This window comes from Rhodococcoides fascians NBRC 12155 = LMG 3623 (assembly GCF_001894785.1).
GTDB classification, from domain to species: Bacteria; Actinomycetota; Actinomycetes; order Mycobacteriales; family Mycobacteriaceae; genus Rhodococcoides; species Rhodococcoides fascians.
The window spans coordinates 121,095-141,225 of sequence record NZ_BCWW01000008.1; the positions used below are offsets into that span (position 1 = coordinate 121,095).

The 20,131-nt window shown below is 64.1% G+C and carries 21 protein-coding genes and 1 riboswitch; of the genes, 10 read left to right on the forward strand and 11 right to left on the reverse strand.

Going from position 1 to position 20,131, the window contains the following annotated elements; genetic code table 11:
- Positions 1-2: 2 nt before the first annotated feature.
- From cobT to RFA01S_RS17560, 3 genes are read right to left on the reverse strand one after another with little or no spacing between them, the layout of a single operon-like run.
- Positions 3-1,037 (reverse strand): nicotinate-nucleotide--dimethylbenzimidazole phosphoribosyltransferase, encoded by a 1,035-nt coding sequence (gene cobT, locus RFA01S_RS17550; protein ID WP_307718872.1) that lies wholly within the window; start codon positions 1,035-1,037, stop codon positions 3-5.
- Between the two features lie 44 nt (positions 1,038-1,081).
- On the reverse strand, positions 1,082-1,651 hold the full coding sequence (cobU, locus tag RFA01S_RS17555; protein WP_032406713.1) for a bifunctional adenosylcobinamide kinase/adenosylcobinamide-phosphate guanylyltransferase: 570 nt from the start codon (positions 1,649-1,651) through the stop codon (positions 1,082-1,084).
- Positions 1,652-1,656: 5 nt separating this feature from the next.
- Positions 1,657-2,316 carry a DUF3043 domain-containing protein gene (locus RFA01S_RS17560; RefSeq protein WP_027497392.1) on the reverse strand — a complete coding sequence of 220 codons (660 nt, stop codon included), beginning with the start codon at positions 2,314-2,316 and terminating at the stop codon, positions 1,657-1,659.
- Positions 2,317-2,416: 100 nt separating this feature from the next.
- On the opposite strand from RFA01S_RS17560, the gene RFA01S_RS17565 reads away from it, so the two are divergent.
- The 3 genes from RFA01S_RS17565 to RFA01S_RS17575 all read left to right on the forward strand — a co-directional run bounded on the left by RFA01S_RS17565 (position 2,417) and on the right by RFA01S_RS17575 (position 5,000).
- The gene (locus RFA01S_RS17565; protein WP_032406712.1) at positions 2,417-3,496 is read left to right on the forward strand and encodes a glycerate kinase family protein; all 1,080 of its coding nucleotides are present in this window, start codon (positions 2,417-2,419) and stop codon (positions 3,494-3,496) included.
- Positions 3,497-3,556: 60 nt separating this feature from the next.
- Entirely contained in the window at positions 3,557-3,922 is a 366-nt protein-coding gene (locus RFA01S_RS17570; protein ID WP_027497390.1) for a HesB/IscA family protein, read from the forward strand.
- 103 nt (positions 3,923-4,025) lie between these two features.
- Positions 4,026-5,000: a carbohydrate kinase family protein gene (locus RFA01S_RS17575; protein ID WP_032406711.1), complete on the forward strand. Its 975-nt coding sequence runs from the start codon at positions 4,026-4,028 to the stop codon at positions 4,998-5,000.
- A gap of 90 nt (positions 5,001-5,090) precedes the next feature.
- Here RFA01S_RS17575 and asnB read toward each other — a convergent pair whose 3' ends face one another.
- Positions 5,091-7,019 carry an asparagine synthase (glutamine-hydrolyzing) gene (gene asnB, locus RFA01S_RS17580; protein ID WP_027497388.1) on the reverse strand — a complete coding sequence of 643 codons (1,929 nt, stop codon included), beginning with the start codon at positions 7,017-7,019 and terminating at the stop codon, positions 5,091-5,093.
- 222 nt (positions 7,020-7,241) lie between these two features.
- On the opposite strand from asnB, the gene ctaC reads away from it, so the two are divergent.
- From ctaC to RFA01S_RS17595, 3 genes are all read left to right on the forward strand, one after another.
- A complete protein-coding gene (ctaC, locus tag RFA01S_RS17585; protein ID WP_027497387.1) occupies positions 7,242-8,321 on the forward strand; it encodes an aa3-type cytochrome oxidase subunit II in 1,080 nt (359 codons plus the stop codon).
- An 18-nt stretch (positions 8,322-8,339) separates the two neighbouring features.
- A complete protein-coding gene (locus RFA01S_RS17590) occupies positions 8,340-8,756 on the forward strand; it encodes a cytochrome c oxidase subunit 4 (protein ID WP_027497386.1) in 417 nt (138 codons plus the stop codon).
- Between the two features lie 216 nt (positions 8,757-8,972).
- On the forward strand, positions 8,973-9,338 hold the full coding sequence (locus tag RFA01S_RS17595; protein WP_032387838.1) for a VOC family protein: 366 nt from the start codon (positions 8,973-8,975) through the stop codon (positions 9,336-9,338).
- A 114-nt stretch (positions 9,339-9,452) separates the two neighbouring features.
- On the opposite strand, the gene RFA01S_RS17600 is transcribed toward RFA01S_RS17595, so the two are convergent.
- The 5 genes from RFA01S_RS17600 to ctaE form a co-directional block, all read right to left on the reverse strand.
- Positions 9,453-9,728: a helix-turn-helix domain-containing protein gene (locus RFA01S_RS17600; RefSeq protein WP_032368116.1), complete on the reverse strand. Its 276-nt coding sequence runs from the start codon at positions 9,726-9,728 to the stop codon at positions 9,453-9,455.
- Positions 9,729-10,034: 306 nt separating this feature from the next.
- Complete coding sequence (gene qcrB, locus RFA01S_RS17605; protein ID WP_032368115.1) at positions 10,035-11,825, reverse strand: cytochrome bc1 complex cytochrome b subunit; 1,791 nt, start codon at positions 11,823-11,825, stop codon at positions 10,035-10,037.
- A complete protein-coding gene (qcrA, locus tag RFA01S_RS17610; RefSeq protein ID WP_230074373.1) occupies positions 11,822-13,015 on the reverse strand; it encodes a cytochrome bc1 complex Rieske iron-sulfur subunit in 1,194 nt (397 codons plus the stop codon). The genes qcrB and qcrA overlap by 4 nt, the downstream gene beginning before the upstream one ends.
- Entirely contained in the window at positions 13,012-13,860 is an 849-nt protein-coding gene (qcrC, locus tag RFA01S_RS17615) for a cytochrome bc1 complex diheme cytochrome c subunit (protein WP_027497381.1), read from the reverse strand. The genes qcrA and qcrC overlap by 4 nt, the downstream gene beginning before the upstream one ends.
- Positions 13,861-13,943: 83 nt before the next feature.
- On the reverse strand, positions 13,944-14,555 hold the full coding sequence (ctaE, locus tag RFA01S_RS17620; protein ID WP_027497380.1) for an aa3-type cytochrome oxidase subunit III: 612 nt from the start codon (positions 14,553-14,555) through the stop codon (positions 13,944-13,946).
- Positions 14,556-14,706: 151 nt separating this feature from the next.
- On the opposite strand from ctaE, the gene RFA01S_RS17625 reads away from it, so the two are divergent.
- Both RFA01S_RS17625 and trpD read left to right on the forward strand, forming a co-directional pair.
- Positions 14,707-15,183, forward strand: a complete 477-nt coding sequence (locus tag RFA01S_RS17625) for a hypothetical protein (RefSeq protein WP_032370292.1) — start codon at positions 14,707-14,709, stop codon at positions 15,181-15,183.
- A gap of 51 nt (positions 15,184-15,234) precedes the next feature.
- Complete coding sequence (trpD, locus tag RFA01S_RS17630) at positions 15,235-16,296, forward strand: anthranilate phosphoribosyltransferase (protein ID WP_032406710.1); 1,062 nt, start codon at positions 15,235-15,237, stop codon at positions 16,294-16,296.
- 11 nt (positions 16,297-16,307) lie between these two features.
- On the opposite strand, the gene RFA01S_RS17635 is transcribed toward trpD, so the two are convergent.
- Complete coding sequence (locus tag RFA01S_RS17635; protein ID WP_032370294.1) at positions 16,308-16,583, reverse strand: Lrp/AsnC family transcriptional regulator; 276 nt, start codon at positions 16,581-16,583, stop codon at positions 16,308-16,310.
- A 187-nt stretch (positions 16,584-16,770) separates the two neighbouring features.
- A complete protein-coding gene (locus RFA01S_RS17640) occupies positions 16,771-18,486 on the reverse strand; it encodes a DEDD exonuclease domain-containing protein (RefSeq protein ID WP_032406709.1) in 1,716 nt (571 codons plus the stop codon).
- 169 nt (positions 18,487-18,655) lie between these two features.
- Here RFA01S_RS17640 and RFA01S_RS17645 point away from each other — a divergent pair, with 169 nt between their 5' ends.
- Positions 18,656-18,937 carry a hypothetical protein gene (locus tag RFA01S_RS17645; RefSeq protein WP_027497376.1) on the forward strand — a complete coding sequence of 94 codons (282 nt, stop codon included), beginning with the start codon at positions 18,656-18,658 and terminating at the stop codon, positions 18,935-18,937.
- Between the two features lie 115 nt (positions 18,938-19,052).
- Positions 19,053-19,215: riboswitch (cyclic di-AMP (ydaO/yuaA leader) on the forward strand.
- Between the two features lie 16 nt (positions 19,216-19,231).
- Complete coding sequence (locus RFA01S_RS17650; protein WP_027497375.1) at positions 19,232-19,786, forward strand: C40 family peptidase; 555 nt, start codon at positions 19,232-19,234, stop codon at positions 19,784-19,786.
- Positions 19,787-20,131 lie beyond the last annotated feature (345 nt).

The window sequence follows — 20,131 nt, forward strand, 5'->3', positions numbered from 1 at the left end:
GGTCAGCGGGCTTCGGGGTCGCCGGTGCTGACGCCGGCGTCGGCGAACGTTGCCATCGAATTCAACGTGTCGACTCCCGCACGAACGAGCGGCAACGCCGTCAACGCGCCGGAGCCTTCACCGAGTCGCATCGACAGCTCCACCAACGGCTCGAGTCGCAAGTGCCGCAAGGCAAGTGAATGGGCAGGCTCGGCCGAACGATGCCCGGCGACCCACCACGCGCTGGCACCGGCCGCACCGTCCTCCGCCACCAGCGCTGCTGCTGTGACGACGAGACCGTCCAGGATCACCGGGGTACGCCGATGCGCCGCCTGCGCGAGGAAGCCGGCGAGGGCAGCGATGTCGGCGCCACCGGCCACCCGCAGCAGGTCGCCGGGATTCTTGGCGACCGGCCGAGCCCGCCGCATCGCGTCCCGGATCGCAGCGGTCTTCCTGATCCACCCGGCGTCGTCGATTCCGGTGCCGCGGCCGACGGCAGCGACCGGTTCGGTATCGGTGAGGGTGGCGATCAATACGGTTGCGGGCGTGGTGTTTCCGATGCCCATGTCGCCTGCGACGAGAAGGTCCGCACCGGCGTCGACCTCCTCGTCCGCGATGGCAGCGCCGGCGGCGACGGCGGCGCGCACCTCGTCCTCGCTCAGTGCGTCCTCGCGGTCGATGGAACCACTCGAGCGCCGAATCTTGAAGGCGGACACCGACGGATCGGTGTCGGCGTCGACAGCGATGTCGACCACCCGAACAGTGGCCCCGGCGATGGTCGCGAGGACGTTGACCGCAGCACCGCCCGCGCGAATGTTCTCGACCATCTGCGCCGTGACCTCGGGCGGGTAGGCGGACACTCCATGAGCGGCGACGCCGTGGTCCCCGGCGAAGACGACGACACGGACGCGCTCGAAGGACTTCGGCGGACTGACATCTTGGCAGGCGGCGATCCACTCGCCGAGCGTCTCGAGACGGCCGAGGCTACCGGCCGGCTTGGTCAACCGACCTTGCCGCTCGGCAGCTTCGTACCGCGCGGAATCGGACGGCGAAGGCACCGGTCGAAACGGTGAGGGTGCCGGAATCTCGTCCACAGGAGTTGTCACACTGGGCCTTTCGCGGTCAGGGAATCCGCCGGTGGTTCTTTGAGGGTCAGCGCGAGGCCCGCGACGACCAGCAGAACCCTGTCACACACGTGCGCGAGACGCGCATTGAGGACACCGAGCTCGTCACGGAACAGTCGACCCGACCGCGACTCGGGAACCACGGACATGCCGACCTCGGGGCTGACGATCACGAGAGTCGACCTGCAGTCCGAGACCGCCGCGACCAAGTCGTCCACGGCCGGAGCAATCGTCCCGCGAGGCAGGTCCCAGGCCGCTGCGTCGTCGAGCATTCCCGTCAACCAGGTGCCCAGATCGTCGACCATCGTGGTGCCGCCCCAGGGCTGAGCCACCACCGTCGCCAGCCCGGTGACGGTTTCGACCGTGGTCCACTCGGGCGGACGCGACGCACGATGGAGTTCGATGCGCTGCTGCCAGTCTTCGTCGGACGCATCGCGCTGTCCGGTCGCGACGTAACGGACCGGGCGGGTCGTGACCAACGATTCTGCGTGCGCGGACTTACCGGATCTGGCTCCGCCGAGGACGAGCGTTCGAGACGGCACGGCCACCGACGTCAGACAGCCTCGCCGGCGCTCACTCGCGGCTTGGGGGCACGCATCTTCCGAATCTGCGACGCCCGTACGAAGGCGTACCAGCCGATCTTGAAGCCGCCGTCGGGAGTGTCGGGGAACCGGACACGAATGCGGTTGTTGATCATCTTGCCGAGGTAGATGCCCTCGCCGACCATGAACAGCATCATCACGAACATGCCGAGAGTGACGTACTGCTGTACCTGCGGCTGCAGAAACAGCGCAAAGATGAGAATGAGAGCGAGCGGCATGAACAAGCCGACAAGATTGCGCCGCGCATCGACGATGTCGCGAACGTAGGCACGCACCGGGCCCTTGTCGCGAGGCAGCAGATACTTGTCGTCGCCCGCAAGCATGCGCGCCCGACGCTCTGCAGCTGCTGCACGCCGTTCGTTCGAGGCAGCCTTACGGTCTTCCTTGCTGCCCTTGTTCGCCTTGCGGCGCTCTCGAGCCTCTTTGCTCGTCAGGGGAGCCGGAGCGACCGGCCCGCGGCGGCGGGCCTCGGCGTCACGGCGCTTGGGGGTCGGTCGGCCTTTGCCGAGAGACACCGGCGAGGTCGCCTCGCCGGCGGACACAGTCGACTCGGGCTCGTTCGAGTCCTGTCCGTCCGAATTGTCAGAGTTTCCACGGCGTAGCAGCTTCACGCAACCAGAGTATGGGATGAGCGGAGGCACTCGAACACCGGCCAGGTCAGCGGCGCAGCACCGGATGCTGTTCGGGCACTGCGGTCCTACACTTCCGAGAATGCGAGTGATGATTGCGCCGGACTCCTTCGGGGACACCCTGACTGCCGCAGATGCAGCCGCCGCCATTGCCAGAGGATGGGCGGGTGTGCGGAGCGGTGACGAGCTGGAACTGGCACCCCAATCCGACGGTGGACCGGGGTTCGTCGAGGTACTGGCCTCGCGCATCGGCACAGTCCACGTCGCCGACGTGGACGGACCGCTCGGGACGCCGGTAAAGGCCCGCTGGCTGCTCGACGGCACGGTGGCGTACATCGAATCTGCTCAGGCCTGCGGGCTGCACCTCGTCGACGGTCCACTGACTCCGCAGTCGGCGCTGAAGGCGAACAGCTACGGCGTCGGACAGCTGCTGAGCGAGGCGTTGATCAGTGGCGCCACGTCGATCGTGGTCGGACTCGGCGGAAGCAGTTGCACCGACGGTGGACGAGCGATGATCCGCGCACTCGGCGGGCTGGGGTCGGCAATCGAACGCTTCTCGGGAATCGACCTCGTCGTCGCGTCGGACGTGGAGAACCCCCTGCTCGGCGATTCCGGTGCTGCTCGGGTGTTCGGGCCGCAGAAGGGTGCCGACACCGAGACGGTCGAGCGACTCGAAGAACTGAACGCCGACTGGGCTGCCGTTCTGTCGGCTGCGGGCCACGACGTGGCAGACCGTCCCGGTGCGGGTGCCGCGGGCGGGATGGGGGCGGCCCTGTTCGCGCTCGGTGGCAGGCAGGTGCCGGGTGCTGCCGTCGTGGCGGAACGAACCGGTCAGCGGGAACTCCTGGACTCCGTCGACCTGGTGTTGACCGGGGAGGGAAAGTTCGATTCGCAGTCGCTGCGAGGCAAGTTGGTGACCAGGATCGCCGCTGCAGGCGGTGCCACCGGAATCGAGACCGTGGTGCTCGCCGGCCAGGTGACGTTGAGCAAGGACGACTTGGCGTCGGCCGGTATCTCGGCCGCTCACTCGATCAGCGAGTTCGCCGGGTCTGTGGAGGTGGCCATGACCGATGCGGCCAATCAGCTCGAGAAGCTGGCCGCGCACGTGGCGAGCAGTGCTGTTGCCGGGCCCTCGAACAGGGGCGGCGCGCGCAAGGAATAGAGCAACCCGGAGTACGGTTGAGTTTGTTCACGGGTTTGGTACGACTGATAGGGAGAGCCCATGACCGTTTCGAATGAGACCACAACGACCGAAACCACGGCGCACAAGGTCACCATGACGGAGACCGCTTCGGCCAAGGCCAAGGCGTTGCTGGATCAAGAGGGCCGCGACGACCTCGCGCTGCGCATTGCTGTACAGCCCGGTGGGTGTGCAGGACTGCGCTATCAGCTCTTCTTCGACGATCGAAGCCTCGACGGCGACCTCGCGGTCGACTTCGGCGGCGTCACCCTCGCAGTCGACCGGATGAGCGCTCCCTACGTGGAGGGTGCATCCATCGACTTCGTGGACACGATCGAGAAGCAGGGCTTCACGATCGACAACCCGAACGCGACCGGATCGTGCGCGTGCGGCGACTCGTTCAACTGAGCTGACTCGCTCTCGACTGTGACCGATACACGTATTCGTGTATCGGTCACAGTCGTGTCTGCTCGTCGGTCATCCAGAACTTCACTCCGAAAGGCCCTTCTTCGTGACTCTCGCGGTATCCGGCTCGATTGCAACCGACCATCTGATGCGATTCCCCGGTCGGTTCGCCGAGCAGATCGTCGCCGATCAGCTCGCGAACATTTCGCTGAGCTTCCTGGTGGACGACCTGGTCATCCGTAAAGGGGGAGTGGGCGGAAACATCGCCTACGCACTCGGGGTCCTCGGCGGTTCTCCGCTCCTCGTCGGAGCCGTGGGGCCGGACTTCGCCGAGTATCGGACTTGGCTCGAAGAGCACGGAGTCGATTGCAGTGGCGTCAGCGTGTCTGCCACCGCGCACACGGCACGCTTCGTCTGCACCACCGACGAGGACATGGCGCAGATCGCGTCGTTTTATCCCGGTGCCATGAGCGAAGCCCGCGACATCTCCATCGATGCGCTGGCCGCGCAGCACAAGCTCGATCTCGTGCTGATCGGGGCCAACGATCCGGATGCGATGACCGCCCACACGGACCAGTGCCGCGCAGCAGGTGTTCCCTTTGCCGCCGACCCGTCCCAGCAACTCGCGCGACTCGACGCCGCACAGGCCACCGACCTGATCGACGGGGCGGCCTACCTGTTCACCAACGAATACGAATGGGCACTGCTCAAGCAGAAGACCGGGATGTCCGACGCCGATATCGCGGACAAGGTGGACCTGCGGGTCACCACGCTGGGCAAGCGGGGCGTGGACATCGTCGAAAAGGGCGGGAAGCACACCCACATCGGTGTCGTGCCCGAGACGAGCAAGGTCGATCCCACCGGAGTGGGCGACGGGTTCCGTGCCGGGTTCCTCACCGGCCACCTCGCCGGAGCGAGCATCGAACGAGCTGCTCAGCTCGGTTCTCTGGTTGCCGTGCTGGTCCTCGAGACCACCGGAACGCAGGAATGGAGTCTGAACCGCGACGACGCGATCAAACGCCTGAGCGCGGCGTACGGTGCCGAAGCCGGCGAGGAGATCGGCGCGTTGCTGCCCGTCTGAGATCGGCTCCCCGCAGCGGGATCAATGCGGCTTTGTTGCAATCTGAGCAACTGAAATCCACATTGATCCCGGGGGAGACGGGTGTACCAGTCAGATGTTGACCGGGTACTCCGGTTCGGCGATCTGCGGCACGATGCGCTTCTCCACGAAGATCCCGTGCCACACCATGAAGATGAGCAGCGTCCACAGGCGACGGCTGTGATCCGATTTGCCTGCCCGATGGTCGTCGAGCATGGCGACGATGGCTGCCTTGTTCAGAAGGTGATCGGTCTGTGACTCGGCGATCTGCTGGTGAGCCCAGTCGAAGAGTTCGGTACCGCGCAGCCAGTGGCGAAGTGGCACCGGAAAACCGAGCTTGGCGCGGTGCAGCACATGACCGGGAACGATGCCTTCCAGCGCCTGGCGCAGCGCGTATTTGGTAGTGCTCTTGGTGATCTTTTGCTCCAACGGCAATTTCTCTGCCACGCGATAGACCTCGGAATCGAGGAACGGGACGCGCAGCTCGAGCGAGTTCGCCATGGTGATCTTGTCGGCCTTGACCAGAATGTCGCCGCGAAGCCAGGTGAACAGATCCAGATGCTGCATACGAGCCACGGGATCCCACCCCTGCGACTGCGCGTAGATGGGCGCGGTGACGTCCTGATGCGTCCACTCCGAACGGAACTCACGCAGCACCGATCGCAACTGCGCGTCGTTGAAGCTGCGTGCGTTGCCGTAGTAGCGCTCCTCGAGGGTCATCGATCCTCGGTGCAGCAAGCTCTTGCCGCGCGTGCCTTCGGGAATGCGCTCGCTCAACGATCCGGCTGCGCGGCGTAGAAATGCGGGTAGAGACTCGAACGGCTTCAACGACAGCGGCTCGCGGTAGATGGTGTAGCCGCCGAACAGTTCGTCCGCACCCTCTCCGGACAGCACGACCTTGACGTGTTTGCGAGCTTCTTTGGCGACGAAGTAGAGCGGTACGAGCGCCGGATCGGCCACCGGGTCGTCCAGGTACCAGACGATCTCGGGAATGGACGCCGCGAACTCTTCCGGTCCGACCACTTTCACGATGTGCCGAGCACCTATCGCGGCTGCCGACTCCGCTGCAACGTCGACCTCGGAGTAACCCTCGCGCTCGAAGCCGGTCGTGAAGGTGATCAAGTTCGGATTGTGTCGAATCGCCAGTGCCGCGATGGCCGTGGAATCGATGCCGCCCGAGAGGAAGGAACCGACGGTCACGTCGGCTCGCATGTGCTTGGCGACCGAATCTTCGAGCGCCTCGGCAATCTCCTGGTAGCGAGCCTTCTCGCTGCCGGGAGCGAAAGGCTTCACCGGGAACGTCGGTGTGAAGTATCGGGTGATCTTCGGCGGCGTACCGGGGGAGAGGGTGGCGTAGCAACCCGACTCGAGCCGCCTGATCCCCGCGTGCAGCGTCTCCGGTTCCGGGACGTACTGAAGCACGGTGTAGTGCTCGATGGCCCGCGGGTCGAGGTCGAGATCGACGCCCAGCAGCTCCATCAGTTCGAGAACGCTCTTCTTCTCACTGCCGAACGCGGTTCCACCCGGGCCCGTGGCGTAGAACAACGGCTTGATGCCGAAGGGATCGCGCGCGATGAACATCTCGCGAGTCTCGGTGTCCCAGATGGCGAAGGCGAACATTCCTCGCAGACGTTGCACGGCGGAAGCGCCCCAGTAGTGAAATGCCGCGACGATCGACTCGCTGTCACCTTCGGTGGCGAATTCTGCACCGTGATCGCGCGCGAGCTCCGCACGCAACTCAAGGTAGTTGTAGATCTCGCCGTTGAACACCAACGCGTACCGGTCGGGTGAACCCGGAGGTCCCCACCGCATCGGCTGATGCGAGTGTTCGATGTCGATGAACGAGAGTCGATTGAAGCCGTATACGACGTCGTCGTCGTGCCAGGTGCCACCGGGCTCGTCCGGGCCTCGATGGCGCATGCAGTGAGTCGCCGAGCTCACCAGCTCGACGCCGGCGGCGGTCGTTCCGTGAGATGTCAGTACTCCGAGCAGTCCACACACAGCGTCTGCTACCTCTTCTCGCAGTTGGGGACAATGCCGGGGGCCGGATCTCCGCGTGTCGTCAGCGGGACGGTCGATCAGCAACCGAGTATGCCGCAGACACGCTCGAACCTAGGTAACGACCCAAGGGTGGCTCCGCGTCAGCTTTGGTCTACGCTGCGTAGTACTCGGGCATCTCCATGTGGAAGCCCTTATTCTTCAGTGGTGGGCAATCAGGAAGGCGTGAACGTGGCGCATAGTCGGATCCTTCGGCGAGCGGGGCTGACAGCATTTCTCGGTGTAGCCGCGTTGATGCTGTCGGGCTGTTCCATCAGCAGTGACAACGTACTCAATTTCGGTTTCGCCTCGGGCGTCACTCCGCAGGGACGACGCATCGGCGACCTGTGGACCTGGTCGGTCATCGCCGCCCTGGTCATGGGCATCGTCGTGTGGGTCTTGATCTTCTGGGTGGTGCTCTTCCACCGTAAGAAGAAGAGCTCCCCGGAGTTCCCGCGTCAGACCGCGTACAACGTTCCGCTCGAGCTGTTCTACACGGCGGTTCCGTTCGTGATCATCGCCGTGCTCTTCTACTTCACCGTCGTGGTGCAGAACTACGTCGACGAGAAGCAGGCAGATCCCGACGTCCAGGTCGACGTGACCGCATACCAGTGGAATTGGAAGTTCGGATACCGGACGATCGACCTCAAGGACGGTGCCGCCAAGTACGAGGGCACCGACGAAGAGGAGCAGGCCGCCGCAGAAGCCGCCGCAACTCCCGGCGAAGGCGCCGAGGGTAGCGAGGACGGCGAGTTCGTGCCCGGCGCGATCCACGGTGCCATTCCCCAGGATCTGTCCTACCTGCACTACAACAAGATCGAAACGGTCGGTTCCAGCGCCGAGATTCCGGTGCTCGTCCTTCCCACCGGAAAGCGCATCGAATTCGTGCTGGCATCCTCGGACGTCATCCACGGCTTCTGGGTTCCGGAGTTCTTGTTCAAGCGTGACGTTCTCCCCAACCCCGAGGAGAACCATTCCGACAACGTGTTCCAGATCAGCGAAATCGAGCGCGAAGGTTCGTTCGTCGGTCGATGCACGGAGATGTGCGGCACGTTCCACTCGATGATGAACTTCGAGGTTCGCGCCGTGTCCCCGGACAAGTTCGAGCAGTACATCGAGCTGCGCAAGCCGTTGTCCGAGGGTGGCGAAGCGCTGACCAACGCGCAGGCACTGGAAGCCATCGGCGAGAGCCCGCTCGCGACCAGCACCTCGCCGTTCGAGACCGATCGCACCGTCCGTACCGCCACCGTCGCCGAAGGCAACTGACCAAGGAAGCATGCTGATATGAAAATCGAAGCGAAGATCTTCGAGATCCTCACGGTCTTCTTCCTCCTGGTCGGCATCGTGTATGCGCTGTTCACAGGATTGAGCCGAACCGGCGTCGAGTGGGCAGGCGTCACGGCGATCTTCCTGTCGGTCGGCCTGACGCTGATCGTCGGAACGTACTTCCGATTCGTCGCGCGACGGCTCGACACTCGGCCCGAAGACTTCGACGACGCCGAGGTAAGTGACGGCGCAGGCGACCTGGGCTTTTTCAGCCCCGGCAGCTTCTGGCCGTTCGTGCTGGCCGTGGCGGCGTCGATCACCGCTCTGGGCTTTGCCTTCTTCCAGCCCTGGTTGATTGCTCTGGGCGTCGTGTGCGTCATCGCCTCGGCCGCTGGATTGGTCTTCGAGTACCACATCGGTGCCGAACGCCACTGACCTGTAGACACCCGAAAAGGGCCCCGATCGTTCACGAGAGCGATCGGGGCCCTTTTCTGTGCTGGAACGTGCACACCGGGGACATCGCTCGAGTGCAGGGGCATTCCGACCGGGTCAGCCGGCGGGGGTCGAGTGCTTTTCGGCCAGAACTGTGGCGAGCTGACCGATGCGTTCGCGAGCTGCGGCTGGTGTGAGTACTTCGATTAGGAACCCTCTATGCCTGCACCGAACCTGTTCTTGATCGGCGTCCGGGAGACCCAGGCCGCCACCGCCTTCTACAGCGACCTGTTCGAGATCGAACCGACTTTCACCAGTCCCCACTATGTTGCTTTCGACGTTGCCCCCGGTGTACTGCTCGCGTTGTGGACGGGCTACGCCGAGCACTCTGTACCGAGCACACCCCGCATGAGCGAGATCGGACTCATGGTGCCCGGCCCCTCGGAAGCAGTCGACGACATATTCACCGATTGGGTCGCGAAAGGAGTTGCCGTAGTGCAGAAGCCACACGACGCCGTCTTCGGCCGCACTTTCGTGATCGCGGACCCCGACGGCAACCTCATCAGGGTCTCGCCGATCGACTGAGAAGCACCACGCCTACCTACTGCGGGTCGGTGAGAGACCGGCCGCACCCCGGTCTTTCGTCATGGACTGGAACGCATGAACGTCCCGGAAGACCACGGCGCGGATCCGAACCAGTCAGGACGCGTCTGCCTCCCGCAGGGTCGACGACGCATCCGCCGTGGATTCGAGCAGTGCATCGAGTGAGATCTCCAACGCAGTGCACAGTGCGGCGACGGTAAAGAATGCCGGGGTTGCGATACGCCCGGTCTCGATTTTTCTGAGCGTTTCGACGGAGATGCCGGCGGCGTCGGAAACCTCGGTCATGGTCCGGCTACCCCGGAAACGGCGCAAAGCTGTGCCCAAGCGAGCACCACGCGCGAGTTCACCGGGACTGAGTGGGATACGGACCATACACCGATACTAATACCGGTCGAGGCCGACCGGGCCGATGCTCGTCACCGATGGGTCTGCAGGCTACCGGCAGGTGAGTGCCGACTCCGACTCGAGCATTACCGCGCTCTGAATCGGCAGTCCTCGGGCGGGGGAGGGGAGTGGAGCCTGTGAGAGTTGCGGCCTCCGTTCACAGGACTCCCGCGGACCGATGGAGATCCAGCCGGATCGTCTCCGGACATGTGTCGAGCGGGTAGCACCGCCACCACACGAAGAAGTGCGGCACCGTTGCCGGTGCCGCACTTCAGCGGAATGCGTTGTCAGGACTCAGTGATCGCGATCGCTGTCCTGACGACCCGAAGAAATCGAGGTGTCTTCGTGCCCGTTGGCATGGCCGTTGCCGTTGGCGTGGCCATTGGAATGACCGTTGCCGTTGGCGTGACCGTTGCCGTTCGTATGGCCGTTGCCGTTGGCGTGACCGTTGCCGTTCGAGTGGCCATTGCCCAGAATGCCCGCCTGGTAGTTGCGAAGCATTGCCAGCTGCTCGTGCTCGCCCTTGTGGAGTGCATCCTCGAGGGCCTTGCTCTGCGCAACGGGGTCCGGGGTGAACAGTGAACCCGAGCCGGGCTTGCCGGCAGAACCGAGCTTGTTCATCTTCTTGGGGACCGCTGCACCCTGGTAATCGAGCGGGATCGGGTGACCGTGATCGTCGACCGGTCCGAGCGGCTGGTGGATTTCCACGTACTGGCCGTGCGGGAGTCGCTTGATGATTCCGGTTTCGATGCCGTGCTCGAGAACTGCCCGGTCGCTGCGCTGTAGGCCGATGCAGAACCGGTACGCGACGAAGTATGCGATCGGCGGAGCAATGAGCACTCCGATTCGACCGATCCACGTCATCGCATTGAGCGAGATGTCGAACTTGTACGCGATCAGGTCGTTGACGCACGAGAGCGTCAGAACGACGTAGAAGGCGATGGACATTGCGCCGATTGCAGTACGGACCGGCACGTCGCGGGGACGCTGCAGCAGGTTGTGGTGTGCGTTGTCTCCGGTGAGACGCTTCTCGATCCACGGGTAGGCAATCATCACGGTGAAGACGAGGCCCATGATCACGGCCACCCAGAAGACTGCAGGAATCGTGTAGCGACCAGCGATGTAGATGTCCCATGCCGGCCACAGACGCGCCAGGCCGTCGGTCCACATCATGTAGAAGTCGGGCTGCGAACCTGCGGACACCTGAGACGGGTTGTACGGACCGAGCGCCCAGATCGGGTTGATCTGCAGCAGTCCGCCCATGGCGGCTATCACGCCGAACGTCACGGCGAAGAACGCGCCGGACTTGACGGCGAAGACCGGAAGGATACGAACGCCGACGACGTTGGTTTCCGTACGACCGGGTCCGGGGAACTGCGTGTGCTTCTGGTACCAGACCAAAGCCAGGTGAGCTGCGATCAGCGCCAGGATGATGGCCGGTAGCAGCAGCACGTGCGCCACGTACAGGCGAGGAATGATGATCGTGCCGGGGAAGTCCCCGTCGAAGATCAACCAGTGCATCCAGGTGCCGACGATCGGGATGCTCATCGTGATTCCGGAGAACGCGGCGCGGAGGCCGGTGCCCGAGAGCAGATCGTCGGGGAGCGAGTATCCGAAGAAGCCCTCGAACATCGCCAGGATCAGCAGCAGGCAGCCGATGACCCAGTTGGCCTCACGGGGACGACGGAACGCACCGGTGAAGAAGATGCGCATCATGTGCACGATGATCGACGCGGCGAACATCAGTGCTGCCCAGTGGTGGATCTGGCGCATGAACAGACCGCCGCGCACCTCGAACGAGATGTCGAGTGCTGTCGCGTAGGCACGTGACATGGTCACGCCGTTCAGCGGGGTGTACGCGCCCTGGTAGACGACCTCGCTGAGCGAAGGATCGAAGAACAGGGTGAGGAAGACGCCGGAGATCAGCAGGATCACGAAGCTGTACAGCGCGATCTCACCGAGCAGGAACGACCAGTGGGTGGGGAACACCTTGTTGATCTGGCGGCGCAAACCTGGTGCCAAGTGGTAACGACTGTCTACGTCGTCCGCCTGCTTGGCGGCGAGGGTTTGCAGTGAAGGACTCATGAATCACGCTCCGGTCGACGTTCCCAGAAGGCGGGACCCAGTGCTTCGTGGAAGTCGTGCTGTGCCACTAGGTAACCCTCCTCGTTGACTGTGATGGGAAGCTGAGGCAGCGCGCGCGCAGCCGGTCCGAAGATCGGCTTGCCGTACTCGAGCGCGTTGAACTGCGACTGATGGCAAGGGCAGAGAATGCGGTTGGTCTGCTGCTCGAACAACGATGTCGGGCAACCCAGGTGCGTGCAGATCTTGGAGTAGGCGTAGTAATCGCCGTAGTTGTAGCTCTCCTGGCCCTTGCGCTTGATGACCGTGCTTGCGTCGTCGGGACGCAAACGGATGAGCATGACCGCGTTACGGATACCGCGGAGTGACATGAGCAGGTCGTGCTCGCTCTCGCGGTCCGCCTCGCGGAACGGGAAGACAGTTTCCATGGCACCAGCGTCCAAGTCCTCGGGCCGTACGAGAACAACATCTTCCGGTCGCCCGGTGTCTCGTCGGAGGTAGATCGTCTCTCCATCGTAGCGAGGCGTCCAGCCGGATACCCACAACGGAGAATCTTCGCCCTTGGCCCACGGATTCTTGATGAGGCCGCCGAGGGGGAGCAGTGCCATCACGCCGAGAGCGCCGCCGCCGAACAGAAGCGAACGCTTGATGACCTTGCGTCGTCCGATGGTCGACGTGTCGAGCGAATCGCCCAGCTCGGCGACCAGCGTCTTGCGGTCCGTTTCCGACGAACTTCCGTCGTGGCGGTCCTGGATGGAGACCTCTTCGGGGATGAACTTCTTGGTGAACTGCACGGCACCGACGCCGACGGCGAGGATCGCAAGACCCATCGTTCCGCCGATCAGCGGCGTGTACAGCGAGTACAGGTTGTAGTTGTCGTCACCGATGCCTGCGTACTGCCAAGGCCAGAAGAGGTAGACGCCGATGAACGCGACTGCCGACAGGCCGGCGATGGCAAACCAGATCGCCACGCTGCGCTCTGCGCGCTTCTCGGCGCGAGTACCTTCCACAGCCCAGCGATTGCGACGGAATGCGACATCCACACCGTCGAGATTGGTGCCGAGTTCGACCAACTCGTCCCGGCTGAGCGCTGCCAACTCCTCGTCGGTGTACTTCTTGTCGGGATTCACACCCTCGGCATTGGTGCCGTCGGTGTTGTCGGCGTCCTTACGGCCGGAATCGCCGTCGCTCATGATCTAGCTCCGATCCACAATGTTGCGCCGACGACAGCGGCGATTCCGACAACCCACAGGGCGATCATCTCGGTACCGGGACCGAAGCCACCGAGACCCCAGCCGCCTGCAGCCTTGGTTTCCTGGGCCGACTTGACGTAGGCGATGATGTCCGACTTCTCCTCGATCGTCAGCTGACGGTCGGAGAACTTGGGCATGTTCTGCGGACCGGTGACCATCGCGGTGTAGATCTCCTGCTCGTTGGCAGGCCCGAGGTCCGGCGCGAACTTGCCCGACGACAGTGCGCCGCCCTGGCCGGTGAAGTTGTGGCAGGACGCGCAGTTCAAGCGGAACAGCTCGCTGCCTCGGGCGATGTCGTCGCCGCGAAGCGACTCCTGCGCCACCTCACCGTTCTCGTCGAGAATGACCGTCGGGCCGCCGCCGTTGGCCTGGATGTAAGCACCGAGCGCGTCGATCTGCTTGTCGTCGAACTTCGGCGGCTTGCGCAGTGCCTGTGCCTCGTTGCGAACAGCCGGCATACGGCCACTCGACACCTGGAAGTAGACGGCAGCTTCACCGACACCGATGAGACTCGGTCCGCGATCCTGAACACCCTGCAAATTGGCACCGTGGCATGTCACGCACGACGTGTCGTAGAGCTGCTTGCCTTCGCGGATCAGCGCCGCCGAATCGGTGTCGGCTGTTGCAACCTGGGGTGTAGGCGTCAGGGCCGACGCGAGGAAACCCGCGCTCAGAAGGCCCATCATCAGAACGAGTGCACCGGTGACGCGTCGACGCGTCTTACGCTTGCGTCGCGCCTTCGAGGCCGAAGTGTCGTCGGTTGCTGCTGGGGGAGATGTACTCATCTTCTATCCCTTGTCGTGTCGGGACGGGCCGAACGTCGGGGGCTGAATCCGTTCGCTCGATATCTGTGGCTTGCTGACTGTCACTAGCGGATGAAGTAGATCGTCGCGAAGAGGGCAATCCAGACGATGTCGACGAAGTGCCAGTAATACGAAACGACGATGGCGGCGGTGGCCTGCGCGGGCGTGAACTTGCTGACCAGGGTTCTGGTGATCAGGAAGACGAAGGCGATGAGTCCGCCGATCACGTGCAAACCGTGGAAGCCGGTCGTGATGTAGAAGACCGAGCCGTACACGCTGCTCGAGAGCGTCGTGCCCTCGTGGACCAGGTGGTAGTACTCGTATCCCTGACCGGCGACGAAGAACGCGCCCATTGCCAGGGTGACGATGTACCACCGACGAAGCCCGAACACGTCGCCACGCTCGGCAGCGAACACGCCCAGCTGGCAGGTGAACGAAGAAGCGATCAGCACGGCCGTCACCGGAACAGCCAGCCCGAGGTTCAGCTCGGTCGGCTCCGGCGGCCAGTTTCCATTCGCCTGCGCGCGTGCGACGAAGTACATCGCAAACAGCCCGGCGAAGAACATGAGTTCACTCGACAGCCACACGATCGTGCCGACGCTGACCATATTGGGACGGTTCAGCGAGTGCACGCGTTGGGTGATTGCCGATCCTTGAGTCCCTACAGCGCTCGTCACAGAAAGAAGTATGACCCGTCGTAGTACGGAAGGCATATCCGGGTCCGGTCTTGGCGCGTCGCGGAGGAACGATTCCGAGCGCGCCGTTGTTCCCGCGCTGGTGGAGGGGCCTGTACGGGCCGGTAGGGTCCAGTCGTGCAAGGCTGGCCTCATGGCAAAGAGCAGTGCAGGTGGGTGGTTTCGGCGGTTGTTCTCGCGGTCGACCGCGGAACGTCTGGACCCCACGCGCGAAGATCTGGTGGTAGTCGCGAGCTGCTTCGACGACGCGCGGGCGTGCTCCGCCGTTCTCGACGAGGCGGCGAACACGGAACCCACGTGGATCGAGTCCTCCGAGGTGCTGTTGCGGCATCACCTCGTGCTGCCCGCGCACGAAGTCGACGATGCGGCAGCCGTCGCGGCGCAGGATGCGTACGAGGTCGGTCCGCAGGTCGAACTACCGGACGACACCGGGTATCGGCCGCAAGTCGATGACGGTGTCGCTCTGGTCCTGCAGCGGGTACAGGTGCTCGACGCGTTGCACTGTTCGCAGGAGAGGTCTCGCATGGCGGGTCTCGCGCAACGGCGTGGGGGAGCGGTACTGGGGTGGGATGCGCTGCAGCCCGCCTCACCCGCCGACACGTCTGACTAAGCTTCCACCGCACCGCGCGCATCGACAGCAGAAGGGCACGGCACATCCACCATGACCGCAGGGACCAGTGACGAGCAGCCGCGAACGTGGCGTCGAATCCTCGGAGCGTTGACCACGCACGCCGACCTGTCGAGCGCCGATACCGGCTGGGTGATGGACGAGATCATGTCCGACAACGCCACAGCCGCTCAGATCGCTGCCTTCGGGGTGGCACTGAAGATGAAGGGCCCCACTCCCGCGGAACTGGAGGGTCTCGCCGACTCCATGCTCTCGCACGCATTTCTGGTCGAGACCGACCGTGACGCGGTGGACGTCGTCGGAACCGGCGGCGATGGTGCGGACACGGTGAACATCTCCACGATGGCCGCGATCGTCGTCGCTGCCAGCGGAATACGCGTCGTCAAACACGGTAACCGTGCAGCGTCGTCCAAGAGTGGTACGACCGATGTGCTCGAGGCGCTGGGCGTGCGGGTCACCCTGGGGCCCGCCGGGGTGGCGTCGAGCGTCGAGCAGGTTGGGATCGGGTTCTGCTTCGCGCCGATCCACCACCCCGCACTTCGGTTCTCCGGTCCGGCGCGCAAGGAGATCGGCATTCCGACGATCTTCAATGTGCTGGGCCCCTTGACCAACCCGGGCCGCCCACGCGCCGGACTGATCGGCTGCGCATTCGAGAATCTGGTGCCCGTCGTCGCCGGCGTGTTCGCTCGACGCGGTAGTTCGGTTCTCGTCGTCCGTGGTGACGACGGGCTCGACGAAATCACCCTGTCCACCACGACCACCGTGCACGTGGTGTCCGACGGGACCGTCACTGTCGACTCGATCGACCCTGCCGATTACGGAATCGCTCGGGCACCCATCGAGGCCCTCCGAGGCGGGGACGCGAAATTCAATGCAGCAGTGGCACATCGCGTGTTCGCAGGCGAACACGGACCCGTCCGTGACGCCGTGCTACTCAACGCCGCCGCGGCCATGGCCGCGCATCGAGGAGTCTCAAGAAACCTGCACGAGCAAATCGAAGCCGGATTGGCAACTGCGGCAACGGTTGTCGACAACGGTTCCGCGGCCCGCCTGCTTGCCGACTGGGCACGCTGCACCACCGCGCTGGCCGACTGAATCACACCGAACTACTCGCCGATCGAGAATCCTGCATCGACGTCGGCACTCGAATACGACTGAAACGCAATGTGAGTCGTCGTACTGCGAACACCACGAACACGATTGATGTGCTTGGTGATGACCTCGGCTATCGACGCATGATCACGCACCTTGACGATGGCAATCAGATCGACGTCGCCGGCGCACGAATACACCTCCGACACACCGTCCACATCGGCAACCGCCTGCGCCGTCTCCGGAATCAGATCGGCCTCGGCGTCGATCAAGACGATGGCATTGATCATCTGTGCTCCTCACGCATCTCCGGGCTCACACACGACGCGAGCTCGACCCAACCGAGACAACACTAGTTGCTCGGCCGACTCCACTCTCGCTTCATCGGTCGTTCCGCGGGCTCCACTCCTGCCTCATCGGTCGTTCCGCGGACTCCACTCCTGCCTCATCGGTCGTTCCGCGGACTCCACTCCTGCCTCATCGGTCGTTCCGCGGGCTCCACTCCTGCCGCGTTGCTTCTCGGGCCGTTCGACACCACTCCTCCCACGAACCCGCAGACCGAGCAGGGCTGCAGTAGCCACTGCTGGTGCGAACGATGCGCACTCCGTCCGTGTGGAGCCACGACACGATCAGGCCCACCTCTTCCGGAGGCGCACCGCGAAGTGGCGTCGCATCGGGCATCACCGTCTCGGCCGACGCCGTGATCGCATCGACGACGGGCATCGGGTGCACCCCTCTCGGCGCGACGGCTGCCCCGGCCAATCGGCCGAAGCGCACCACCATCAGCTCCCAGCCACCGTCGGCCGTCCGCCTGGCCGCCACGAGCTCTGCGATGGCCGCAACGGCGGCTGCTCGGTGCATCCTGCGGAGCACGTTCACCGTCACCGCGATTCGATCGCGGAGACGCGCGGCTGTCTCGAACAGTTCACGCTCCGCGAGTTCGGCGACGCGGCGTCGCATCGCGAACAGCAGCTCGTCGTCGTGTCCACACACGAACGCCAGAAATTTCGCCGGGGCACCCGAGTACTCCTCGGCCGTCAGGGGCCCGGAGAACGCCGCTGGGCAGCCACCGACGTCCGTCGCGGTGCACTCGTCACCGTGTCGAACTGCGCGGCCCAACCGGCGGGTGCATGTACGAAGTCGACAGAATTCTGCGGCGAGGGCGGAGGCCTCCGCCGCGTCCGCCCGAACAGCGAACGGTCCGAGGCTGTTGGGTGCGGGAGTGCGCACGATCGACAGACGCGGAAACGCTTCGTCGGTGAGGGTGACCCACCACCCTTTGCGGGGAAACTTCGATCGGCGGTTGTAAGGCGGGACGTGAGCCGAGAGCAGCCGTAATTCGCGGACTCCTGCCTCGAGTGCGTGCGCACATTCGACGTGGTCCACGCGAGTAGCGAGCGAGACCATCTCCTTCATTCGCCCACGTGTCTCGGAACCGGTGAAGTAGTTGCGCACCCGACGCTTGAGGTTGTTCGAGGTGCCTACGTACAGGACCTCGTCCGACGGTCCTCGGAAGAGGTAGACGCCGGGTGTATCGGGCAGGTGTGCGGCCAGGCCGCGTTTGGCTCGTTGCCCCGCCGACACCGCAGGGAGGTAGTCGACCAGTTCCGCGTAACTGTGTACGCCCTGGTTGCCCACTCGTTCGATCAGGCCGTGCAACACGTCCACCGTGGCACGCGCGTCGTCCAATGCTCGGTGAGTCGGCCGAGTGCTGGATCTGAACAACGTCGACAGGGCGGACAGTTTCACCGAGGGTGCCTCGTCGCGCGTGAGCACTCGCCGGGCGAGTTTGACCGTGCAGAGCACCTGGAAGCGGGGCCAGGAGATGTCGAGTCGACTCGCTGCAGCCTTGAGAAATCCCGTGTCGAACCCGGCGTTGTGTGCCACCAGTACCGATCCGCGAGCGAACTCGAGAAAGCCGGGGAGAACGCGTTCGATGCGGGGAGCCCCGATCAGCATCGCCGTCGTGATGCCGGTCAACTCGACGATGTAGGGCGGGATCGATCTGCCCGGGTCGACGAGGGTGGCGAATTCGCCGATGATCTCGCCGCCTCTGACCTTGACTGCCCCGATTTCGGTGATCGCCTCCGTGTCAGCGCTGCCACCAGTGGTTTCGAGGTCGACGACGACGAACGTGGTGGCGTGAAGCGGGGTGTCGAGTTCGTCGAACGTCAGCTGGATCGGCAGGCTCACTGCGACGACGTTAGGGCCGACCTCCGACAAGAACGCCGAACACGGCGTCGGAGGGCATCGTGTCGGTCGGTGCCGATTGTCGAGTCGCGGAACCTGTCGGTGGCTGGCGCTACCTTTCTTTCGATCGGCCGATTACACCGTCCGACGCGACAAAGAGACAAGGATCACAATGATCATCGACTGCAGTGACTGCCTGGTTCGTGACATCGCCTGCGCCGACTGCGTTGTGACGGTGCTTCTGGGGGCTCCCGGGATGCCCGCGAGATCGGATGGGCAATGGGTCGGTTCACCGTCTCGTATCACCCTCGAGCAGGAAGAACTCGGTGCCATGGGAGTACTCGCCGAGGTCGGTATGGTGCCCGCGCTCAAGCTCGTCGTGAACGACGACGGCACCGCGGATGTTCCCCTGTTATCGACTCGTGACACACCGGGCGATCAACGCGCCGGGTAGCGAGAACACGGCCGAATTCGGTCCGTTCGGCGCGTTGGGGTCGACACAGGGGTATGCCATTTCGTAACCTTCCTGAGACCTTGCGGAGTCTTGCCAGTCCAAACCGGAGTGGCGTCGCAAGTCACCGCCTAATCGATCACTCGCGAGAGTGTTCGTACCGGGAACCCGATATTTACTGGGGTGAATCCCGCCGAGTCACCGATGGTGGCCGGTGGGTAGGGCTGCTCTTCCCAGCCCGAACCCGTCAGCTAACTCGGTCGGCGGACGAGTGGAAGAAACGGAGCACCATCTTTCGTGGCGTCACAACTTTCCAACCGAACATTGCGGCGAGCTCTCGTAGCCGGAGCGCTCACGGCAGGCGTGGTGATTCTCCCCGCTGCACCGGCAATGGCGGCCCCAGTCACCATCCCCGGCGTCGGAACCTTCGAGATTCCTGACATCCCGGGTCTCCCTCCCCTCAACATTCCGGGCATGCCCGCTCCGGGTGCGCCCCTTGCCCCGCAGGTCACCCCGGCTGCCAAGGCCGTCCAGGCAGCGGAGTCCAAGATCGGCGCTCCGTACGTGTACGGCGCTTCGGGTCCGGATTCGTTCGACTGCTCGGGCCTGATCCAGTGGGCCTACAAGCAGGCCGGCGTCAGCCTGCCCCGTACGAGCTACGACCAGGCAGCCGCGGGCACTCCGGTCTCGCGTGACAGCCTGATGCCCGGCGACGTCGTCTCGTTCTACGGCGGCTCGCACTCGGGTATGTACATCGGCGACGGCAACGTCGTGCACGCATCCACGTCCGGCGTGCCGGTCAAGGTTGCTCCCGTGGACTCCATGCCGTTCGACGGTGCTCGACGCTACTGAGCCGAGCGCTCCGACCGGAGTTGTGTACCGACCGACAGGGTCGATCCGTTTCGACGGTTCGGCCCTGTTGTCGTTTCCAGGGACGGTTTCCGGGCGACACGCCGGTACGGTGGACAGCAGAGCGTCCAGTTCGTAATCTGATCGAGACCTCTCCGACGTTTGGTTTGTGATCTGTCACGTGCAGACTGCGTCGATTTCGGACCGTGTTCACGTCCGCGCCCAGCTGAGCATGGGTATCGTTCGGTTCCGGTCACTTTTTCCAACCGCCACTCCAGCTGGAATGGCATATGTCAGGACGGAGAGTCGCTTTCCGTGGCGATATCGAGAACCACCCGAGTTCTACGG

Excerpts from the sequence above, each read along its gene's own strand:
- RFA01S_RS17565 (WP_032406712.1), top strand. The coding sequence starts at position 2,417 with ATGCGAGTGATGATTGCGCCGGACTCCTTCGGGGACACCCTGACTGCC.
- RFA01S_RS17570 (WP_027497390.1), top strand. The coding sequence starts at position 3,557 with ATGACCGTTTCGAATGAGACCACAACGACCGAAACCACGGCGCACAAG.
- RFA01S_RS17590 (WP_027497386.1), top strand. The coding sequence starts at position 8,340 with ATGAAAATCGAAGCGAAGATCTTCGAGATCCTCACGGTCTTCTTCCTC.
- RFA01S_RS17595 (WP_032387838.1), top strand. The coding sequence starts at position 8,973 with ATGCCTGCACCGAACCTGTTCTTGATCGGCGTCCGGGAGACCCAGGCC.
- RFA01S_RS17600 (WP_032368116.1), bottom strand. The coding sequence starts at position 9,728 with ATGGTCCGTATCCCACTCAGTCCCGGTGAACTCGCGCGTGGTGCTCGC.
- qcrB (WP_032368115.1), bottom strand. The coding sequence starts at position 11,825 with ATGAGTCCTTCACTGCAAACCCTCGCCGCCAAGCAGGCGGACGACGTA.
- qcrA (WP_230074373.1), bottom strand. The coding sequence starts at position 13,015 with ATGAGCGACGGCGATTCCGGCCGTAAGGACGCCGACAACACCGACGGC.
- qcrC (WP_027497381.1), bottom strand. The coding sequence starts at position 13,860 with ATGAGTACATCTCCCCCAGCAGCAACCGACGACACTTCGGCCTCGAAG.
- RFA01S_RS17625 (WP_032370292.1), top strand. The coding sequence starts at position 14,707 with ATGGCAAAGAGCAGTGCAGGTGGGTGGTTTCGGCGGTTGTTCTCGCGG.
- trpD (WP_032406710.1), top strand. The coding sequence starts at position 15,235 with ATGACCGCAGGGACCAGTGACGAGCAGCCGCGAACGTGGCGTCGAATC.
- RFA01S_RS17635 (WP_032370294.1), bottom strand. The coding sequence starts at position 16,583 with ATGATCAATGCCATCGTCTTGATCGACGCCGAGGCCGATCTGATTCCG.
- RFA01S_RS17645 (WP_027497376.1), top strand. The coding sequence starts at position 18,656 with ATGATCATCGACTGCAGTGACTGCCTGGTTCGTGACATCGCCTGCGCC.